Source organism: Saccharopolyspora pogona (assembly GCF_014697215.1).
Lineage (GTDB): Bacteria > Actinomycetota > Actinomycetes > Mycobacteriales > Pseudonocardiaceae > Saccharopolyspora > Saccharopolyspora hattusasensis.
Genome location: NZ_CP031142.1, coordinates 3,067,428 through 3,085,991, shown reverse-complemented (window position 1 = coordinate 3,085,991; position 18,564 = coordinate 3,067,428). Strand labels below are relative to the sequence as shown.

The window sequence follows — 18,564 nt, the reverse complement described above, 5'->3', positions numbered from 1 at the left end:
CGCGCGGCGGGTGCGCGGTGTCATCGAATCCCGTCGGCCGCGCCGTCGCGGGCGGCCGCCATGCATGCTTCTGGGTGACTCGGAGCGTTTGATCGGTACCTATCGGAGCGATCAAGGCCTGCATCGTGCTCGTCGCTGCCGGCGGTCCTCGTTTTCATCCGTCCTCGTTTTGGTTTAAAGTCGACGCATTCGCGGCTCGGTCGGCTCAATTCAGTCGATCCGGCCGCAATCGGTCCAATTTGGACGGAAGTGCAACGGTGCACCCTGATGGAAAGCGCCGTCAGGAGCGAGCCGCAAGCGTTGCCGCGGCGGTGCCCGGCGTCGTCGGGCGTTGCCCGTCGTGACAGGAAGGACCACGTCAGTGCCGTTGTCGCCAGCACCTCCAGGCCCTGCCCACCCCGTCGGCGGCGGCCTCGGTTTCGAGTCCGGGCGGCCCGTAGAAGACGAATCATTTTCCGCTTCGTCGGGGCGGTCATTCGATTCGCTCGCGGATCAGATCACCTCCCGGGTCTGCCGATCGCTGGGAATTTCCGGGGTGGAAACAATTCCGTAACTAGTCCGGTGAACTATTCCGATTCCGGCCCGGATTGTTTCCGGCAAGCTGTTCTCGAATCGCGTGGTGAGGTGCGGCGATGATGACGACCGAGGTCAGTGCGCTCGACTGGGCGTTCCTGTGCCTGGAGCAGGAAACCGCGCCGATGCACATCGGTGCGGTCGCGGTGTTCCGGCCGTCGGAACCGGCGGACCGGGTGCGGCTGCTGGCGCTGCTGGCCGAGCGGGCCCAGCGGATCGCGCGGCTGCGGCTGCGGCTCGGCCAGTCGTGGCTGCCCGGCCAGGCCCGTTGGGCGGAAGCGCCGGAATTCGACGCGGCCGAGCAGGTGCGCAGCCACCAGGTGCCCTCGCCGGGCGGGCGGGAGGAATTGGCCGAGCTGGTCGCGGAGCTCATCGCGGACCCGCTGGACCGGCGCCGTCCGCTGTGGGAACTGCACCTGATCACCGGGCTGGACGGGGACCGGTTCGCGGTGCTGGTGAAGTTCCACCACGCCCTCGCCGATGGCCGGGAAGCGGTCGAGATGGGTTTGGGGCTGCTCGACGGCTTCACGCCCGAGGCGCCGGAACCGCTGCCCGATCCCGACGGCAGCCCGCTGGACCTGCTCCGCAAACCGCAGCAGCTGTTCGATGCGGTTCGCGGAACCCTGTCGAAGTCCGGTGAAACGCTCGGCATCGCCTCGTCGGTGGTGCGCAGCATGCGGCTGCCGATCCCGGATTCGCCGTTGCGCGCTTCCGCTTCCGCGGCGCGGCGGGTGGCGCTGATCCCGATCGGCCTCGCTGACCTGCGGCGGATCCGCGCCCGGCACGGCGGCACCACCAACGACGTCGTGCTCGCGGTGCTCGCCGGGGCGTTCCGCCGGTGGCTGGCCGCGCGCGGGCACCCGGTCGACGAACTGCCGCTGCGGGCGCTGATCCCGGTCAGCCGTCGTCGCGGCGACAACGCGCGAGGGAACAACCAGCTGTCCGGCTACCTGTGCGATCTGCCGGTGGGGGAGCCGGACCCGGTGGCGCGGTTGCAGGCGATCCGGGTCGCGATGGGTCGCAACAAGAGCGCGGGTCCGCTGCGCGGGCCGGGTGCGTTTCCGGTGCTTGCCGGGCGGGTCCCGCAGATCGTGCACCAGGTGGCCGCCCCGCTGGCCGGGCAAGGTGCCGCGCTGCTGTTCGACACCGTGATCACCAACGTGCCGCTGCCGGGTTTCCGGGCGGCCCTGGGAGGGGCAGAGTTGGTGGAGCTGTACCCGGTCGCCCCGCTGGTGGCCGGGCACGCGCTGGCGATCGCGGTCTCGCAGTACCGCGACACCGTGCACGTGGGCGTGCACGCCAATCGCGCGGCGTTGCCGGACCTGGAGAAGCTCAGCGAAGCGGTGCCGTTCGCGGTGGCCGAACTCGACGACCGGTCGTGAACCGTGCACTACGTCGATCGGGCAACGCGGCCGCGCTTTCGCTGGTTTTATGGGGGGCATGGATCTTGTGGTGCGGACCGAACAGGGCACGGTGCGGGGAACCGCGAACGAAGAGTTGAGCATTTTCAGGGGAATTCCGTACGCGGCACCGCTGGACGGGGCGCGTCGGTTCCAGGCGCCTGTTGCCCCGCAGCGGTGGGAAGGGGTGCGGGACGCGTTGGAGTTCAGCGCGTCGGTGCCGCAACCGGCGGTGATCCCCGGGTTCCCGTCGCCGTGGAACCCCGGTGACAGCACCGACTGCCTGAGCGTCAACGTGTGGACCCCGGATCGCGGCGGCGGCCTGCCGGTCATGGTCTGGTTCCACGGCGGGGCCTATCTGGGCGGTACGGCCGCCGACTACGATCCGGCGTTGTTCGCGCAGGCCGGGGTCGTCGCGGTGACGGTGAACTACCGGGTCGGTTATGAGGGTTTCGGTTGGGTTGCCGATGCGCCGTCCAACCGCGGCATGCTGGACCAGCTCGCGGCGTTGCGCTGGGTGCGCGACAACATCGCCGCGTTCGGCGGCAACCCGGGCAATGTGACGATCTTCGGCGAGTCCGCGGGCGCGACCTCGGTGGCCACGCTGATCGGGGGATCGACCCGGAGCGGGTTGTTCCGCCGCGCGATCGCGCAGAGCGTCGGCTCGCTGTACTGCGCCGAGGACGAGGCGCGCAAGCTCAGCGAGCTCATCGTCGGTCCGCTCGGTGTCCCGGCCACCGCCGAGGAGCTGGCGGCGGTGCCGTCCGAGGCGATCCACGCGGCGCAGCTGCCCGTGATGGCGGAGCAGGACGAGAACCGCGCGGACTGGACGAATTCCACGCCGTACGCGGTGATCCTCGACGGCGAGGTGCTCGACGACCTGCCGTGGGTCGCGCTGCGCGCCGGCGCGGGCCGCGACGTGGACCTGATCAGCGGATACACCGCCGACGAAGCCCGAATGTTCACAGTGGACCTTCCCGCGGAGGTCAAGGACCCGGTGCTGATGGCGCAGCGGCTGCGGCTGGATCCGTCGGTGGTGGGCCGGTACCGCGCCGGGTATCCGGGGATCGAGGATGCCGAGCTGTTCTCGCTGATGCTCAGCGATCAGCTGTTCCGGATGCCGTCGCTGTGGAACGCTGAAGCGCACGCCGCGGCTGGCGGCCGCAGCTACGCCTATGAGTTCGCCTGGTCGAGCCCGGTGCGCGGCGGTGCGCTCGGCGCGCACCACGGGCTGGACGTGCCGTTCACGTTCGGAATCGTTGAGGATGGGCTCGGCAAGTCGATGTTCGGCGGCGAGATCCCGCCGGACTTCGAGCAGCTGTCCGGCGAGCTGCGCAAGGCGTGGGTTTCATTCGCGGCGACCGGTGACCCGGGGTGGCCTGCCTACACCGTCGCCGACCGCTCGGCCCGGGTGTGGAACGTGCCGTCGACCGTGGTGGCCGATCCGATCAAGGTATCCCGGGAGATCTGGCAACACCGCTTCCAGGCGTGAGACCCGTGAGTGCTTTTGGCGCTCATAGCGGCTGTTTGGGATGTGGTGTGCGGGTTGTGGTGGGGCCTCTCGTGTCTTTGAAACGCCGTGGCGCTAAACGCACCGCGCCCCTCGCGGAGCGGGGCGCCCGAACTACGGTGGGTGAGGTGAACGGACCGTTTGTGTCGTCTTTTGGTGTGGGTGGTCTGTTCGCTTCACGTCAGCGATGCCGGGTACGCCGCCGCTGCCGCCGAAAGCGCTCACGTCGGCTGGGTGCTGGCGAGTTTCCGCCATTCGCGCCGTTGTCGCGGCGGGCGCGGGATTCTTGGGCGCATGCCTGGAAGATCGACTCGCGCGGCAGCGGTCCTGGCGATGGCGCTGGCCGTCGCCGTCCTGCCCGGAACGGCCGCCGCGGCGCCGTACTGCCAGAGCATCACCGAGGCGTCGAACCCGGACTGGATGGCGGGCCTGCCCGACGACGCCAGCCTCGCTCAGCTGTCGATCCCCGGCACCCACCAGACCCTGTCACTGCACGGCGGTTCGCTGACCCAGACGCAGGAGAACCACGGCGACAGCGCCAAAACGCTGACCGTGCAGCTGCAGTCGGGAATCCGGGCCATCGACATCCGGGTGCGGCGCTACGACGACCTGTTCACCCTGCACCACGGGCCGTTCTACCAGAACGCCAACTTCTCCGACGTGCTGCGGAAGGCGGGCGAGTTCCTGGCCGCGCACCCCGGTGAAACGGTGCTCATGCGGCTGAAGGCCGAGTGCACCGGCAAAGTCGGCTCGTGCACCGACGAGAACAGCCAGCTCGACACCGCGCAGATCTTCGACTGGTACCGGGACAACGACCCCAACGGCAAGTACCTGCACGACCCGGCCGGCGGCGAGATGCCGACGCTCGGTCAGGTGCGCGGCAAGATCGTGCTGGCGAGCCTGCAGCGCGCGCACGGCGGGCTGTACGAGGGGCGCGGGCTCGGGCAGTTCAACGGCGACTCCTGGGGCGAGTATGTCCAGGACGAGTACAACGTGCCGACCTTGTTCGACATCGACGACAAGTGGTTCAAGGTGCGCGACCACCTGGACAAGACGGTGGCCGCCGATCCGGGACGGATGTTCTTGAACTTCTCCAGCGGCTCCAGCCCGGCCGCCTTCCCGAACGCGGTCGCCTGCGGCGCCGCCGGTTTCCGCGGCGTCAACAACTACGCCCTGAAACACCTCACCGGCAACGGCCTGCCCCGCACCGGTGTGATCATGATGGACTTCCCGGGTGGCGAACTGGTGAACGCCATCATCGCGAAGAACGGGCACTGAGCTCCGACACCGGAGCGGGGCGCGGTCGGCGCGGTGCCAGGCACGGCGGAGAATGCACTCGCGGGGTGGAGCTCGTATCGATTCGCCGTGACTGCGAGGTGGGTGCGAAGTGGGGAGCTGGATCGACGTGGCCGACGGCGTGCTGTTGCGCCGCTACGACGAGCTGGACCTCTCGGTCGGCCTCGTCGTGGGAAGCGCACGCTGCTTGGTCATCGACACAGGTGGGGACGCCGGACAGGGTGCCGAGCTCGCGGCGGCGGTCCGCGAGGTCACGCCGCTGCCCTGGTCGGTGGTCCTGACCCACGCGCACTTCGACCACAGCTTCGGCACCGAGGCGTTCACCCCGTGCCCGGTCTGGGCGCACGACAGGTGCCGCACCCGACTCGTGGCCGCGGGGGAGGGTCAGCGCGAGAAGTGGGCGCGGCACTACCGCGAGCGAGGTGAGCACGAGGTCGCCGACCGCATCAACGCCGTGCGGATCGCCCTGCCCGACAACCTGGTCGATGACCGGGCGGTGCTCGACCTCGGCGGGCGTGACGTGGCGCTGCTCCACTTCGGACCGGCGCACACCGACCACGACCTGGTCGTGCACGTGCCGGACGCGGGCGTCGTGTTCGCGGGCGATTTGGTCGAGCACGGTGCACCACCGCAGTTCGGTGACGCATACCCGCAGGAGTGGCCGGCCGCGCTGGACGCGGTCCTCGCGCTGGACGCGCCGATCGTGTTGCCCGGGCACGGCGAACCGGTGGACCGGGAGTTCGTGCGGCGCCAGCGCGCCGAGCTGGCGGCCGTGGCCGAGCTGTGCCGGGCGGTGGCGGCGGGGACGCTCACCGCGGAGCAGGCGGTGGCGCGCTCGCCCTTCCCCGAGCAGTTCACTCTGGATGCCCTCGCGCGCTGACCTGCGGTTGGGCCCGCCGCAGGCGGCGGCCGGGGCGACGTCCGCGTTGGTTAACGTTGGGGTGGACTGCGGCGGACGGAGGAGGACGGCATGTCGGGCATGGCGGAGAAGGCGCTTGCGGCGCTGCGAGCGGAACTTCCCGGGCCGGTGCTGCTGACCGACCCCGACTCCGTCGCCCGGTTCGCGCACGACGAGGCCGAGTGGGCCCCGTACGGCAAGCCGCTGGCCGTGGTGCGCGCGACCAGTACCGATGACGTGGTCGCGGTGGTGCGGGTCTGCGCTGAGCTGGGAGTTCCGGTGGTGCCGCGAGGCGCCGGGACCGGCCTGTCGGGCGGCGCGAACGCGATCGACGGTTGCGTGCTGATCTCCTTCGAGGGCATGAACGAGATCCTGGAGATCAACCCGCGCGAGCAGCTCGCGGTGGTCCAGCCGGGAGTGGTCAACGACGATCTGCGCGCTGCCTGCCGCGAGCAGGGCGCCTGGTACCCGCCGGACCCGGCCAGCTCGCCGTGGTCCACCATCGGCGGCAACGTCTCCACCAACGCCGGCGGCGTGTGCTGCGTGAAGTACGGCGTGACCCGCGACTACGTGCTGGGCCTGGAGGCCGTCGTCGGCAGCGGCGAGGTCGTGCGGCTGGGTCGGCGCACGGCCAAGGGCGTCGCCGGTTACGACCTGTGCGGGCTGTTCGTCGGCTCGGAGGGCACGCTCGGCGTGATCACCGAGATCACCGTCAAGCTGCTGCCCGGCCTGCGCGCCCCGGAGCGCACCGTGGTCGGTTACTTCGATTCCCTCGTCGCCGCCGGGCAAGCGGTTGCTGCGGTCGCTGCGGCCGGGATCGTGCCGTCGGCGCTGGAACTGCTCGACCAGCACTGCCTGAAGGCGGTCGACGGGTGGAAGAACATGGGGCTCAACGCGGAGGCGAACGTGCTGCTGCTCGGCCGTTCCGATACCCCGGGCGCCGCGGGGGAGCAGGAAGTTGACGCGCTGCTGCGCTGCTTCGAAGAGGCCGGCGCTACCTGGAGCGCCCGCTCCACCGACGAGCACGAGGCGGATGCCCTGTTCGCCGCGCGCCGACTGGCCTACCCGGCGCTGGAACGCCTCGGTCCGGTGCTGACCGAAGACGTCTGCGTGCCGCGGGCGAAGGTGCCGGAGATGCTGGGGCGCATCGAGGCGGCGGCGCATCGGCACGACACCCAGATCGCCAACATCGCGCACGCCGGCGACGGCAACCTGCACCCGTTGATCATCACGCCGCCCGGCGACGAGGCGGCCCGGCTGCGCGCGCAGCGGGCCTTCGACGACATCGTCGCGGACGCCATCGCCCTGGGCGGGACGGTGACCGGGGAGCACGGCGTGGGCCTGCTCAAGCGCAAGGGCCTGCACGCCGAGCTCAGCCCGGCGGTGATCGGCATGCACCACGCGGTCAAGAACGCCCTCGACCCCACCGGGATCTTCAACCCCGGCAAGGTCTTCGGCGATCCGCCGGACAGCTGAGCGTCAGGCAAACCGTTCGAAGATGTCGGTGAATTCGTAGTCGTCCTGGCTGAGCCCAAAAGCACTCGCGGGCCAGTGGCGAAGGGTCACCTCTTCGTCAGTTCCAGCGCCGCCGTCTCGATGGTGTCCTCGTCAAGCAGGACATGGTTGGCCGCCGCGCCCAGCGGGATGAAGCTGTCCTCACTGGTAACGCGGCCGATCTGGCCGCGGAACCCGCCGTCGACCAGCGCCGTCACCACAGGCTCGGAAATGCCGCCGCTGCGGCGGGTTTCGTCGACCACCAGCACCCGCCCGGTCGCGCGCGCCGACGCGAGCAGGTCCTCGACCGGCAGCGGCGCCAACCAGTGCAGGTCCAGCACCCGGGCCCCGATGCCGCGCTCCTGAAGCCGCTTCGCGACCCGCAGGCTCATCGGCACCCCGTTGCCGAAGCTGACCAGCGTCAGATCTTCTCCGTCGCCGTACTCCCGGGCGCGGCCGATCGGCACGTGGTGCTCGCCCGGTACCGGGTACGGCGCCAGCCACTCGCCGTCGCCGGATTCGTGCAGGTCACGCGTGTGGTATAGCGCGATCGGCTCCAGGAACACGCACAGCCGGCCGTCCTCGTGCGCGGCCGCGACGCAGGTGCGCATCATCGCGGCGGCGTCGTCCGGCCGGGAAGGCGACGCGACCACAACGCCCGGCAGGTCGCGCAGCGCGGCGACGCTGTTGTCGTTGTGGAAATGGCCGCCGAAGCCCTTCTGGTAGCCGTAACCCGCGATGCGCACCACCATCGGGTTCCGGTACTGGCCGTTGGAGAAGAAGCTCAGCGTGCTGCCTTCGCCGCGCAGCTGGTCGGCCGCGTTGTGCACGTAGGCGAGGTACTGGATCTCGGGGATCGGCAGCAGCCCGGCGAGCCCCGCGCCGAGCGCCGTGCCCAGGATGCTCTGCTCGTCCAGCAGCGTGTCGAACACATTGGTGCCGCCGAACTTCTTGCGCAGTCCGCGCGTCACCCCGTACACCCCGCCCTTGCGGGCGACGTCCTCGCCGAAGACCACGACGCGCGGATCGCGGGCCAGCTCTTCAGCCAGCGAGCGGTTGATCGCCTGCGCCAGGGTTAGCGGCCCCTCGGACTCCGGGAGCTGATCACCGAAGAACTCCGAGCGCCGCGACGGAACCTCACCCGCCCGGCGCGCGACGACGTCCGGCCGGTCCTGACAGATCGAGGCCATCACCTCGGCAGCGCTGCCCAGCTTCCGGCGGCCGAGCGCCTCCTCGGCGATGCGCGCGACCTCGGCCCGCTTATCCTCGTAGCGCGCGAGCACCTCATCGGGGCGCAGAATTCCGTTGTCCACCAGTGCTTTTGCGGTGGCGCGCAGCGGATCGCGCTGGTAGTCCGCGGTGATCTCGGTGCGCGACCGGTAACCGGACTCCACGTCCGACCCGGCGTGCCCCATCAACCGCACCGTCCGCAGGTGCAGGAACGCCGGGGCGCGGTGCTCGCGGACCCAGTCCGCGGCCTCCCGCGCGACCGCCAGGCAGCTCACTGGGTCGTCGCCGTCGACCGTGAAGTACCGCAGGGCGTTGCGGTCGCCGTAGGTGGATTCGATCCAGCCTTGCGGCGTGCGCACGCTGATCCCGATGCCGTTGTCCTCGCACACCAGCAGCAGCGGCATCGGCAGGCCCTGGAAGGCGCAGTGCAGCGCGGAGTTGATCGCGCCGGTCGCGGTGGAGTGGTTCGCCGAGGCGTCGCCGAAGCTGCAGACCACCACGGAATCTGCCGGCCAGGCGGCCGGGACGCCGAGCTTGGCGGCCCGCCCGAGCGAGAAAGCCAGGCCCACCGCGCGCGGCAGGTGCGAGGCGATGGTCGAGGTCTGCGGGATGACGGACAGCTCGGCGTTGCCGAACACCTTGTGCCGACCGGCGGAGATCGGCTCATCGGACGAGGCGACGATGCCCAGCAGCACGTCGCGCAGCGGGTGCTGGCCCGGCACCTGCCGGCCGCGGCGGACGTAGAAGCCGCCGGAGCGGTAGTGCAGCAGAGCCGGATCCGTGGGCCGCAGCGCGGCGGCGACCGCGGCGTTGGACTCGTGCCCGGACGAGCCGATGCTGTAGAACCCCTTGCCCTGCGAGCCCAGTTGCCGCGCCTGGAAGTCCAGGTGCCTGCTGCCGGCCTGCGAGTCGAACAGCGCCAGCAGTTCGTCGTCCTGCCCCGACCCGGTCGACGGCCGGGCGGACCAACCGGCCACGGCGGTCCGGAAGAACTCGTCAACGGGTTCGGTCTTGTCGCTCATAGGTCCTCCGTGTGGCGAGCGGTCGTGAGTCTGCAACAGGGCTCGGTGCCGTGAGCCCTTCGGGCCGCTACAGCGATTCGCAAGACTCACGGCACCCACTACGCGCCCGGTACCGCGTGCCAGTCGTTGGCCACCTGAGCACAGGACTTGGCCAGGCATTCCAGCGCGATCGGCAGCAGCGGGTTCGTGTTCTGCTTGCGGTACAAGGCCTTCACCCGGCGGTGCGGCTGCCAGCCGGCGATCCGGGAGATGCGCACGTGGTCGTCGGGGATCGCCAGCCCGGGCAGCACCGCCACCCCGAGGTCGCGGGCCACCAGGTCCCGGATCACCGAGTAGTCGTTGCTGCGGAAGGTGATCCGCGGCACGAACCCGGCCGCGGCGGCCAGCCGCACCAGCGCCCGCGCCCCCGCGGTGTCCTGCCGGGTGCAGATCCAGGCGGCCCCGGCGAGCTCGCGCAAGTCCACCTCCGCGGCCCCGGCGAGCCGGTGCGCCTCGGGCAGCGCCAGCCGCAGCGGCTCAGCCATCAGCTCTTCCACGCACAGTTCGATCGGCCACTGCCGCGGATCGAGGTCGTACTCGAAGACCACGGCCGCGTCCAGGACGCCGTCCAGCACGTCGCCGAGCACCTCGTCCGGCTCGCCCTCGTCGAGTTGCACCTCGGCGCTCGGCCGTTGGGAGACCACGGCGGCGAGCACGTCCGGCAGCACGCGGGCGTTGGCGGTGGCGAAGCTGGCCAGCCGCAGGCTGCCTTCCTCCCCGGCGACCATCGCCCGGACCTCGCGCTCCAGCGCGTCGAGCGTACCGAGCGCGTCGCGGCTGCGGTCGGCGAGCCGGATCGCCAGCGCGGTGCTGCGGGCGCTGCGCGCGGAACGCTCGAACAGCGGCGCGCCGACCGCGCGTTCCAGCAGCGCCATTTGTTGCGACACCGCCGATGCCGTGTAGCCGAGCACCCGCCCTGCCTCGGCGAACGATCCGGTGCGAACGCATTCCTGCAGGGTTCTCAAGTGGATCGGGTTGAGCACGCCTGACCCCCTCTGCTCTCGTCTTCCAAGCCGCGCACCCGGGGCCGGCTCGCCCCGAGTGCCGGCAGCGCCGCGCGATGCGAGTAAAACGCAGTCCTCATGCGGTCGCGGCTCTGGGCAATCGACCCCGCAGCTGCATCGCAGTCCGGACGCGTTCCTTGGCCATGTCCAGCGCCGCCTGGTGCGGTAGTACGCCACCGGCCTGCGCGGTGTCCAGGACCAGCACGGTGTTGTTGCGGGTGCGTTCCGCCACCGTCCGCAGGATCGCCGTCGGTTCCGGCCGGAACGCGGAATGCCGCGCGTCCATGGCGAAACCGGCTGCGATGGCACCGCCGGCGTTGGCGATGAAGTCCGGCACGATGGTGATCTCCCGGCCCGCCAGCAGGTGGCGGGCCTTGGGCGTGGTCGGCAGGTTCGCCCCCTCCACGATCAACCCAGCCCGGATCTCTGGGGCGACGGATTCGTCGATGACGTCCTGCCCGGCGGCCGGGATCAGCACGTCGCAGTCCACCCGAAGCTCCTCGCCGCGCGGGATCCGGTGCCGCGCCGAGGCCTTGGCCACGCACGCGTCGCCGAACTCGGCGCGGGCGTCCAGCCACTGCGGCACGTCGAGCCCCGCCGGGTCGTGCACCGAACCGTCGATCGTGGACAGCGCGACCAGCTGGGCGCCGAGCTCGTGCAGCCGCTTCGCGGCGGCGGCCCCGACGGCGCCGAAGCCCTGCAATGCCACCCGCGCCCCGGCCACGCTGCGGCCCTGGTGGGCCAGCGCCGCGTCCACGGCCTCGGCGACGCCGTGACCGGTCACGCCCAACTGGTCGTAGGGCACGCCGCCCAGCGATTCGGGGACGCCGACAGCCGCGCCGCGGTCGCCGAGCTCGTCCTGGATGATCGCCGCGTCGTGCTCGGTCATCCCCATGTCCAGCCCCGCGACGTAGCTGGCCGGGATCTGGTCGGCCAGTCGCCGCGCGAAGGCCCGCACGATCCGCTCCGTGTCCGGCGCGTCCGGGTCGGCGAAGATGCCCGCCTTCGCGCCGCCGTGGAACAGGTCGACCGCGGCCCACTTCCAGGTCATCACGCGGGCCAGCCGGGCGATCTCGCCGACGGTGACGGTCGGGCTCATCCGGGTGCCGCCCTTGCCGGTGCCGCGGGCGGTGTTGTCGATGACCAGCACGCCCCGCATGCCGGTGCGCGCGTCCGAGACGCACACCACCTTCTCCGGGCCCCATTCGTCGATCTCCTGCAACAGATCACGCACGGTTCGCGCTCCTTCGTCGGCTGCGCCGAGCACAGCCCGGATATCGGGGGATTTCGCTCGTGTCTTACGAAGTTCTTCGTCCTCGAAGCGGCCGAGCCGCACTGCGTGTCGGGGGATCCGCTCGAAAGGGCCGCGGATGAGCCCGGGTTCCGCCTTTCAGACGCAGTTGTGCTCGGGCCGGACCCCGGCGCCGGCGAAACGGCGGACGTCGAGGCCGGTGACGTCGACGACCGGCGGTCGGCCGAGCACGAGGTCGCGCATGACTTCGCCGATGGCCGGTCCCTGCAGGAAGCCGTGGCCGGAGAAGCCGGTGGCGTAGAGGAACCGGCTCGGTCCCGCGGCCTCCCCGACCAGGGCGTTGTGGTCGGGCGTGACCTCGTAGAGCCCGGCCCAGCCGTGCGCGACGCCGATGTCGGCCAGCCGCGGTGCGCGCCGCGCCACGGTGTCGGCGAGCCTCCCGAGCCAGCGGTCGTCGGTGTTGAGCCGGAACCCGTACTCCTCGTCGGGGTCGGACATGCCGATGAGCAGACCCGGTCCTTCGTCGTGGAAGTAGAAGCTGGTGCTGAAGTCGATGGTGAACGGCAGCCGGGGCCGCAGGTCCGGCACGGGCTCGGTGACCAGGATCTGCCGCCGCAGCGGCCGGACCGGCAGCTCGACGCCGGCGAACTCGCCGACCGCCGCCGACCACGCGCCCGCCGCGCAGACCACGGTGGACGTTTCGACGGAACCGAAATGGGTGTGCACCGCGGTGATCCCACCGCCGGTGACCTCGATGCCGGTCACTGGGCAGTGCCGCCGCAGCAGGGCGCCGTGCTGCCGGGCAGCCTGCGCGTAACCCTGCACCACCGCCTCCGGGGTGCAGTGCCCGTCGGTGGGGGAGAAGGCGGCCGCCAGCAGCCCGTCCGGCACCACGTACGGCGAGAGCTCGCAGGCCTCGGCGACGGTCAGCATCCGGCTCGGCACGCCGAACTCGTTCTGCAGCCGCACGCTCCGCTCGAACGTCGCGACGTCGTCGGGATCCGACAGCAGGAACAGGTAGCCGAACTGCTTGAGGTCGATCTCGCCGCCGGGCCGCCGCGCGAAGTCCTCGAACGCGTTCAGGCTGCGCTGCCCGAGCTCGATGTTGACCGGGTCGGAGAACTGCGCGCGCACCCCGCCGGCGGCCTTGCTCGTGCTGCCTTCGCCGAGCTCGTCGCGCTCCAGCAGCAGCACGTCCACGCCGGCCTCGGCGAGGTGGAAGGCGGTGCTGACGCCCACCACGCCGCCGCCGATCACGACGACCTCGGCCCGGCCCGGCAGCATCACCGGGCACCGCCGAGTTCCGGGGGCAGCCGGAAGTCCAGCTCCGGCTCGACGGTGTCGACGTCCATCTGGGCCTTCTGCAGCTTGCCGGAGAAGTCCCAGTTCAACGACTGCCAGCGGGTGAACTGGTCGAGCACCCAGATGCCGGACTGGCGGCTGCCGTTGCCGGACTTGCCGTTTCCGCCGAAGGGCAGGTGCGCCTCCGCGCCGGAGGTCGAGTTGTTCACGCTGACCATGCCCGCGCCGATGCCCTGCCGGAACCGGAACGCGGTGGCCGGGTCGGTGGTGTAGATCGCCGCGGACAACCCGTAGCCGGGGGCGTTGCCCAGCTCGATGGCCTCGTCCAGCGCGTCGTAGGTGGTGACGCCGACGATCGGGCCGAAGGTCTCGTTGCGGAACACGTGGTCGTCCGGCCGCAGCCCGTCCAGCAGCACCGGGTGGTAGTACAGCCCGGTCGAGGCATCGCCCTGGAAGCCCTTGCGCGGCGCGGAATCCCCGATCCGCCCGACCGACTCCGAACCCAGCACGGTGTGGTGCTCGGCGATGTTGCCCAGGATGTTCTCGAAGTTGTCCGCGAACTTCTGGTCCAGCAGCGGGCCGTAGAGCACGTCACCGGTCGGGTCGCCGATGGTGGCCGCGCGCAGCGCCGCGTCGAGCCGGCGCACGAACTCGTCGTGCACGTCGCGGTGCACGATCAGGTTGCCCAGCGAGGTGCAGCGCTGCCCGGCGGTACCCCACCCGGAGAACAGCGCGCCCTCCACTGCGAGGTCGAGCTCCGCGTCCGGGGCGACGACCATCGGGTTCTTGCCGCCCAGCTCCAGGCACGGGCTCTGCAGGTACTGGCCGCACAGCTCGCCGACCCGCGCGCCGACCGCGCTGGAACCCGTGAACCCGACCTTGTTGACGGTGCCCGCCGCCAGCGCGGACTCCAGTCCCTCGAAGGTCGCCTCGCCGTCGGTGTAGACGAGGTTGAGCACGCCCTTGGGCACCCCGGCGCGCCAGGCCAGCTCGGCCAGCGCCCGCGCCGCGCCCGCGGCGTACTCGGCGGGCTTCCACACCACGGCGTTGCCGCACAGCAGCGCGGGCACCATGTACCAGGACGGCACCGCGACCGGGAAGTTACCCGCGGTGATCACCACGGCGACGCCCACCGGCACGCGGAAGGTGAACAGCTGCTTGTCCGGCATCTCCGAGGGCACCGTCTGCCCGTAGAGCCTGCGGCCCTCGCCGAGGAAGAAGTCGCAGGTGTCGATGATCTCCTGCACCTCGCCGAGCGCTTCGGCGTAGGGCTTGCCGATCTCCCGGGTCACCAGCCGCGCCAGTGACTCCTTGTTCGCCTCGACCAACCGGCCCAGCCCGGCCACCACCCGCCCGCGCACCGGCGCGGGCACCTGCGCCCATTCGCGCTGCGCCCGCTGCGCCTGTTCGGTCGCGGCCAGCAGTGTCCCGGGTCCGCCGAGGGAGACCTCGGCGACGACGTCCTCCAGGTTCGCAGGGTTGCGCGAAAGGTACTCGCCTCCGCCGTCGACCCGGGCGGGTGCGTCCGGACCGATCACGGAGTTCAACGTCGACTGCACCGACATGCACCTCTTCCAGCTCGTTCGGGTACTAGTGCGCAGGTGTGCCGCGCGACACCTCCGCCGCCGGGATCACCGTAAGTCCCCGGAGGCGCGTTCGCGGAGAATCAGAAGAGTGATTTCTGTTCCCCCTGAGCGACAGCACAGCTTGCGCTCGAATGGATAGGGGATACACGTGCTTCTCCCCGCCTTCCGCGGCGACATGTGGATCATTACCGCTGCGGCAACCGGTGTGGCAGCGTGCCGCGCATGAGCGTGTGGAGCGACGCCGACGTGACCGCGGCGCTGGACCTGGACACCGCCATCGCCTCGCAGCGAGTGGCCTTCGAATCGCTGGGGCGAGGCGAAGCGCAGCTCGCCGAGAAGGTCGTCGTCCGAACGGGCAACGACACCACGCTGTGTTACCTCAGCCGCCTGTCGCCGAGGCACGGAGCGGTCAGCAAGCTCGTCGCGGTCCACCCCGGCAACGCCGACCGAGGACTCCCGGCGATCTCGGCAACGGTGCTGGTCCTGGACGCGACCACCGGCCAGCCGGTGGCCACCATGCAGGCCACCGCGCTCACCGAGATCCGCACCGCGGCGGGCAGCGCCGTCGCCGCCGACGCGCTCGCCCTGCCCGACGCGGACGAACTCGCGATCCTCGGATCCGGCGTGCAGGCGCGCGCCCACGCCCGCGCGATAGCGCGCGTGCGGCAGCTGCGGGAAGTCCGGATCCACAGCCGCGAAGCGGCGCGCCGCGAGGCTGCGGCAGCGGAGCTGGCGGCCGAACTGGGCATCCCGGTGCGAGCCGTGGCGAGCGCCGAAGAAGCGGTCCGCGAAGCGCCGCTGATCGCGGCGTGCACCCTCAGCGCGGAGCCGGTCGTCCCGACCGACGCGGTAGCGGCGGGAGCGACGGTGATCAGCGTCGGCAGCTTCGAGCACCACCGGTGCGAGGTGGACGCGGAGCTGATCCGACGCGCCGGAACGGTCGTGGTCGACGAAGTCGACACGGCCGCGACGCACGCGGGACCGATCGTGCGCGCGTTGGAGCGCCGCGACATCGAGCGCGCGCAGCTGCGAGCGCTCGGCGCGGTGCTGCTGGGCGAAGCGCCGGGGCGCGCGGAGCGCGGGGAGGTCGTCTTCTACAACAGCGTCGGCCTCGGGGTCCAGGACGCCGCCGCAGCCCACGCAGTCCTCGGCACCCTCTGACACCGAGGTGAAGGGCGCCTTCGGGCGACTGTGCCGCCCGAAGGCGCCCTTCACGCCTCACCCGAACGTGATCAGTTGAGGGGGTGCCCGTGACCAAGTAACCGGCAATGCCTGGGACTTAAGGGTGGGTGTTGATCACGGCTTGGGTGTGATCGGCGTGGTGGCGTGAAATGGCAACGAGGCTCCGGCTAGGACTGGTGATTGTCTCGATCATCGGTCCAGCGAGGAGCCTCGTTGTCTACGTATCCTGCCATGTCCGCGGGTTGGTCCACACCGGTGGGCCGGTTGCTGTCCCGGTCGGCGTTAGGGATCTTGACCCCGTTCGTTTCGCCTGATCTGGTCGATGAGGTGTTGGTCGATACCGATCGGGGCGAGCGGCGGTGACGGGCGTTACCGGCGCTTGTGGGTGCGTATTTCGTGCTGGCGTTATGCCTGCAACGCACGAAATCGTGCTCGTCGGTGCTGCGGTCGATGATTCCGTGGGATCGGCTGGGCCGCCTGGCTGAGCTGGGCTGGCAGGTGCCGTGTTCGAAGGCGTGGACCAAGCTGCGGGACCGTCTCGGACCTGTGCCGTTGGAGGTGCTGTTCGACCGGTTGACCGGGTGGCGACCCACACGCCGCACCGGGTGGTCACACGCGTTCGGGCTGGAGGTGTGTGCCTGGGACGGCACCGAGATCGAGATGGCCGACACCCCCGCCAACCAGCGCTTTTTCGGTCGTCACCGCAGGTTAGGTCGTGCTACCGGGGCACCTAAGTGGTCGCCGCCGGAAGTTTTTCGGGGGTTGACGGCCTGTGGGTCTTGTGCGGGTCAGATGTCGGGTGTTGTGAGGTAGAGACCGGCTGCGCAATCGAGGGCTTCTTCCGGGCTGCCTACGGGGAGGCCGCTGGGCAGGATCTGGTCTTCGTACTTCCCGGAACTGGCCAGGTACAGCGCGAAGCCCCATTGGCTGGCCGAGCCTGTGTACCTCAGTCGTATCAGCGGCCAGACCTCGCCGTCTGTCAGTTCGCCCTCGACGTAGGCGAACTGGCCGCGGTAGCGAAACCGCAGGTCGGCCACCCGGGGCCAGTGGGTTCTTGCATGAGCACGCAGCCGTTGACGCAACGAGATCTTGGTCGATTCCGGCGGGGTAGGCATGATGGTGATGCTGCCAGACCAGCAGGCCGACGCGAACCGTGATCATCGTATGGCAGGGTGCGCGAACCCTGGTTGTCGATCATGGATTGGGGTCGCCCCCGTCATGCCTGGCATGTCTGCCACCCCGGTGATTCTCACCGCAGCTCAGCGGCGTGTGTTGAAACGACGCGCCTACGGTCACAAGACACCGCATCGGGACAAGGTCCGCGCCCAGATCGTGTTGCTGGCCGGGCGTGGCTACGCCAACAACCGCATCGCCGCTCGGGTGGGCGTGCACCTGGACACGGTGCGCTGCTGGCGGGACCGGTTCGCCGCCGACGGCGTGGACGGGCTCCGGGATAAGAAGCGCAGTGGCCGGCCACCGCGCTTCACCCCCGTGCAGGTCGCCGAGCTCAAGGCTCTGGCCTGCCAGCTACCGGCCGAGACCGCAACGCCGCTGTCCCGGTGGTCGTGCCCGGAACTCGCCCGTGAAGCCGTGACCCGTGGCGTGGTCACAGCGATCTCCCCCTCGACCGTACGTCGCTGGCTGGCCGCTGACGCGCTCAAACCCTGGCAGTATCGGTCCTGGATCTCCGTGCGCGACCCGCACTTCGCCACTCGGGCCGCCCGGGTGCTGGACCTCTACACCGGCATATGGGACGGCGAACCGTTGACCGGCAACGAGTTCGTGATCTCTTCTGACGAGAAGACCTCGATCCAGGCCCGCTGCCGCTGCCATCCCACGCTCCCGCCGGGCAAGGCCCGAATGATGCGCGTCGAGCACGAGTACACCCGGGGCGGAGCGCTTGCCTACCTGGCCGCCTACGACGTGCACCACGCCCGGGTGTTCGGCCGTTGCGAGCCCGCCACCGGCATCGTCCCGTTCATGGCGCTAGTCGAGCAGGTCATGACCACCCAGCCCTACGCCTCGGCCAAGCGGGTGTTCTGGGTCGTGGACAACGGCTCCTCCCACCGCGGCCAAGCCGCGATCGACCGATTGGCCAAACGATTCCCCAACGCGGTCATGGTGCACACCCCGACTCACGCCTCCTGGCTGAACCAGATCGAGGTCTTCTTCTCGATCGTGCAACGCAAAGTCGTGTCTCCCAACGACTTCACCGACCTAGCCGAAGTTGAGCAACGCCTGCTGTCTTTCCAGAACCGCTACAACGCCACCGCCACGCCGTTCCGCTGGAAGTTCACCACCAACGACCTGCATGACCTGCTCGCCCGCATCGACACCCACGACACCCACGACACCGCCGACACCGCCGACACCGCCGACACCGCCGACCACACACCCGATACCACCCCGAAGGCCGCATGATCAAGACCCGAAGCACTTACGGGCGAGACCACTAAGGCACGGCTGCTGGTGCTGCTGGCCTGCGGTAGCAGAAAGATCATCGACGCGGTGGCAGCGCCGCCGGCCCCCGCCGCCGGGCCGCCCCCCGCCCCGGCGGTGAAGGTGAGCCCACCCCGGCCAAGCGCCTGGTAGCCGCCCTACGGCCCGGGATGCTGCTGCTGGCCGACCGGGCCTTTCTGGGATATCCCCTGTGGACATCCGCTCGCGCGCGGGGAGCGCACCTGCTCTGGCGAGCCAAACAGAGCAAACCCTTACTGCCGGTCAAAACGTGTTTACCGGACCGATCCTGGCTGTCGGTGCTCTATGACCCGGCCGA

General features: G+C 70.4%; 13 protein-coding genes and 1 pseudogene. 8 read left to right on the top strand and 6 right to left on the bottom strand.

Going from position 1 to position 18,564, the window contains the following annotated elements:
- Positions 1–632 precede the first annotated feature (632 nt).
- The 5 genes from DL519_RS14160 (at position 633) to DL519_RS14140 (ending at position 7,153) form a co-directional block, all read left to right on the top strand.
- Entirely contained in the window at positions 633–1,955 is a 1,323-nt protein-coding gene (locus DL519_RS14160) for a wax ester/triacylglycerol synthase family O-acyltransferase (protein WP_190815371.1), read from the top strand.
- A 70-nt stretch (positions 1,956–2,025) separates the two neighbouring features.
- Positions 2,026–3,465, top strand: a complete 1,440-nt coding sequence (locus tag DL519_RS14155; protein ID WP_263399640.1) for a carboxylesterase/lipase family protein — start codon at positions 2,026–2,028, stop codon at positions 3,463–3,465.
- A gap of 312 nt (positions 3,466–3,777) precedes the next feature.
- Positions 3,778–4,761, top strand: a complete 984-nt coding sequence (locus tag DL519_RS14150; RefSeq protein WP_190815368.1) for a phosphatidylinositol-specific phospholipase C — start codon at positions 3,778–3,780, stop codon at positions 4,759–4,761.
- A gap of 109 nt (positions 4,762–4,870) precedes the next feature.
- A complete protein-coding gene (locus DL519_RS14145) occupies positions 4,871–5,659 on the top strand; it encodes an MBL fold metallo-hydrolase (protein WP_190815366.1) in 789 nt (262 codons plus the stop codon).
- Positions 5,660–5,749: 90 nt separating this feature from the next.
- On the top strand, positions 5,750–7,153 hold the full coding sequence (locus tag DL519_RS14140; RefSeq protein WP_190815364.1) for an FAD-binding oxidoreductase: 1,404 nt from the start codon (positions 5,750–5,752) through the stop codon (positions 7,151–7,153).
- Positions 7,154–7,239: 86 nt separating this feature from the next.
- Here the strand turns inward: DL519_RS14140 and DL519_RS14135 are convergent, their stop codons facing one another.
- The 5 genes from DL519_RS14135 to DL519_RS14115 form a co-directional block, all read right to left on the bottom strand.
- Positions 7,240–9,423: a thiamine pyrophosphate-dependent enzyme gene (locus DL519_RS14135; protein WP_190815362.1), complete on the bottom strand. Its 2,184-nt coding sequence runs from the start codon at positions 9,421–9,423 to the stop codon at positions 7,240–7,242.
- 98 nt (positions 9,424–9,521) lie between these two features.
- Positions 9,522–10,445, bottom strand: a complete 924-nt coding sequence (locus DL519_RS14130) for a LysR family transcriptional regulator (RefSeq protein ID WP_190815360.1) — start codon at positions 10,443–10,445, stop codon at positions 9,522–9,524.
- A gap of 97 nt (positions 10,446–10,542) precedes the next feature.
- Positions 10,543–11,700 (bottom strand): Glu/Leu/Phe/Val family dehydrogenase, encoded by a 1,158-nt coding sequence (locus tag DL519_RS14125; RefSeq protein WP_190815358.1) that lies wholly within the window; start codon positions 11,698–11,700, stop codon positions 10,543–10,545.
- Between the two features lie 156 nt (positions 11,701–11,856).
- On the bottom strand, positions 11,857–13,002 hold the full coding sequence (locus tag DL519_RS14120) for an NAD(P)/FAD-dependent oxidoreductase (protein ID WP_190815356.1): 1,146 nt from the start codon (positions 13,000–13,002) through the stop codon (positions 11,857–11,859).
- Complete coding sequence (locus DL519_RS14115; RefSeq protein ID WP_223838957.1) at positions 13,002–14,585, bottom strand: aldehyde dehydrogenase family protein; 1,584 nt, start codon at positions 14,583–14,585, stop codon at positions 13,002–13,004. Before DL519_RS14115 ends, DL519_RS14120 begins: the two co-directional genes overlap by 1 nt.
- Before the next feature lie 243 nt (positions 14,586–14,828).
- Between DL519_RS14115 and DL519_RS14110 the strand changes: the two genes are divergently transcribed.
- Positions 14,829–15,767: an ornithine cyclodeaminase family protein gene (locus tag DL519_RS14110; protein WP_223838955.1), complete on the top strand. Its 939-nt coding sequence runs from the start codon at positions 14,829–14,831 to the stop codon at positions 15,765–15,767.
- A gap of 396 nt (positions 15,768–16,163) precedes the next feature.
- Positions 16,164–16,601: pseudogene (locus DL519_RS49950) on the top strand (transposase domain-containing protein); the annotation flags it as partial.
- On the opposite strand, the gene DL519_RS14095 reads toward DL519_RS49950, so the two are convergent.
- A complete protein-coding gene (locus DL519_RS14095) occupies positions 16,577–16,903 on the bottom strand; it encodes a hypothetical protein (RefSeq protein ID WP_190813758.1) in 327 nt (108 codons plus the stop codon). The pseudogene DL519_RS49950 and the gene DL519_RS14095 overlap by 25 nt on opposite strands.
- A gap of 103 nt (positions 16,904–17,006) precedes the next feature.
- Here DL519_RS14095 and DL519_RS14090 point away from each other — a divergent pair, with 103 nt between their 5' ends.
- The gene (locus DL519_RS14090; protein WP_223838954.1) at positions 17,007–18,209 is read left to right on the top strand and encodes an IS630 family transposase; all 1,203 of its coding nucleotides are present in this window, start codon (positions 17,007–17,009) and stop codon (positions 18,207–18,209) included.
- The last annotated feature ends 355 nt before the right edge of the window (positions 18,210–18,564 follow it).

Bases quoted from the DNA above. Each gene is read 5' to 3' on its own strand.
- DL519_RS14095 (WP_190813758.1), bottom strand. From the start codon at position 16,903: ATGCCTACCCCGCCGGAATCGACCAAGATCTCGTTGCGTCAACGGCTG.
- DL519_RS14115 (WP_223838957.1), bottom strand. From the start codon at position 14,585: ATGTCGGTGCAGTCGACGTTGAACTCCGTGATCGGTCCGGACGCACCC.
- DL519_RS14150 (WP_190815368.1), top strand. From the start codon at position 3,778: ATGCCTGGAAGATCGACTCGCGCGGCAGCGGTCCTGGCGATGGCGCTG.
- DL519_RS14120 (WP_190815356.1), bottom strand. From the start codon at position 13,002: ATGCTGCCGGGCCGGGCCGAGGTCGTCGTGATCGGCGGCGGCGTGGTG.
- DL519_RS14090 (WP_223838954.1), top strand. From the start codon at position 17,007: ATGCCTGGCATGTCTGCCACCCCGGTGATTCTCACCGCAGCTCAGCGG.
- DL519_RS14160 (WP_190815371.1), top strand. From the start codon at position 633: ATGATGACGACCGAGGTCAGTGCGCTCGACTGGGCGTTCCTGTGCCTG.
- DL519_RS14135 (WP_190815362.1), bottom strand. From the start codon at position 9,423: ATGAGCGACAAGACCGAACCCGTTGACGAGTTCTTCCGGACCGCCGTG.
- DL519_RS14110 (WP_223838955.1), top strand. From the start codon at position 14,829: ATGAGCGTGTGGAGCGACGCCGACGTGACCGCGGCGCTGGACCTGGAC.
- DL519_RS14140 (WP_190815364.1), top strand. From the start codon at position 5,750: ATGTCGGGCATGGCGGAGAAGGCGCTTGCGGCGCTGCGAGCGGAACTT.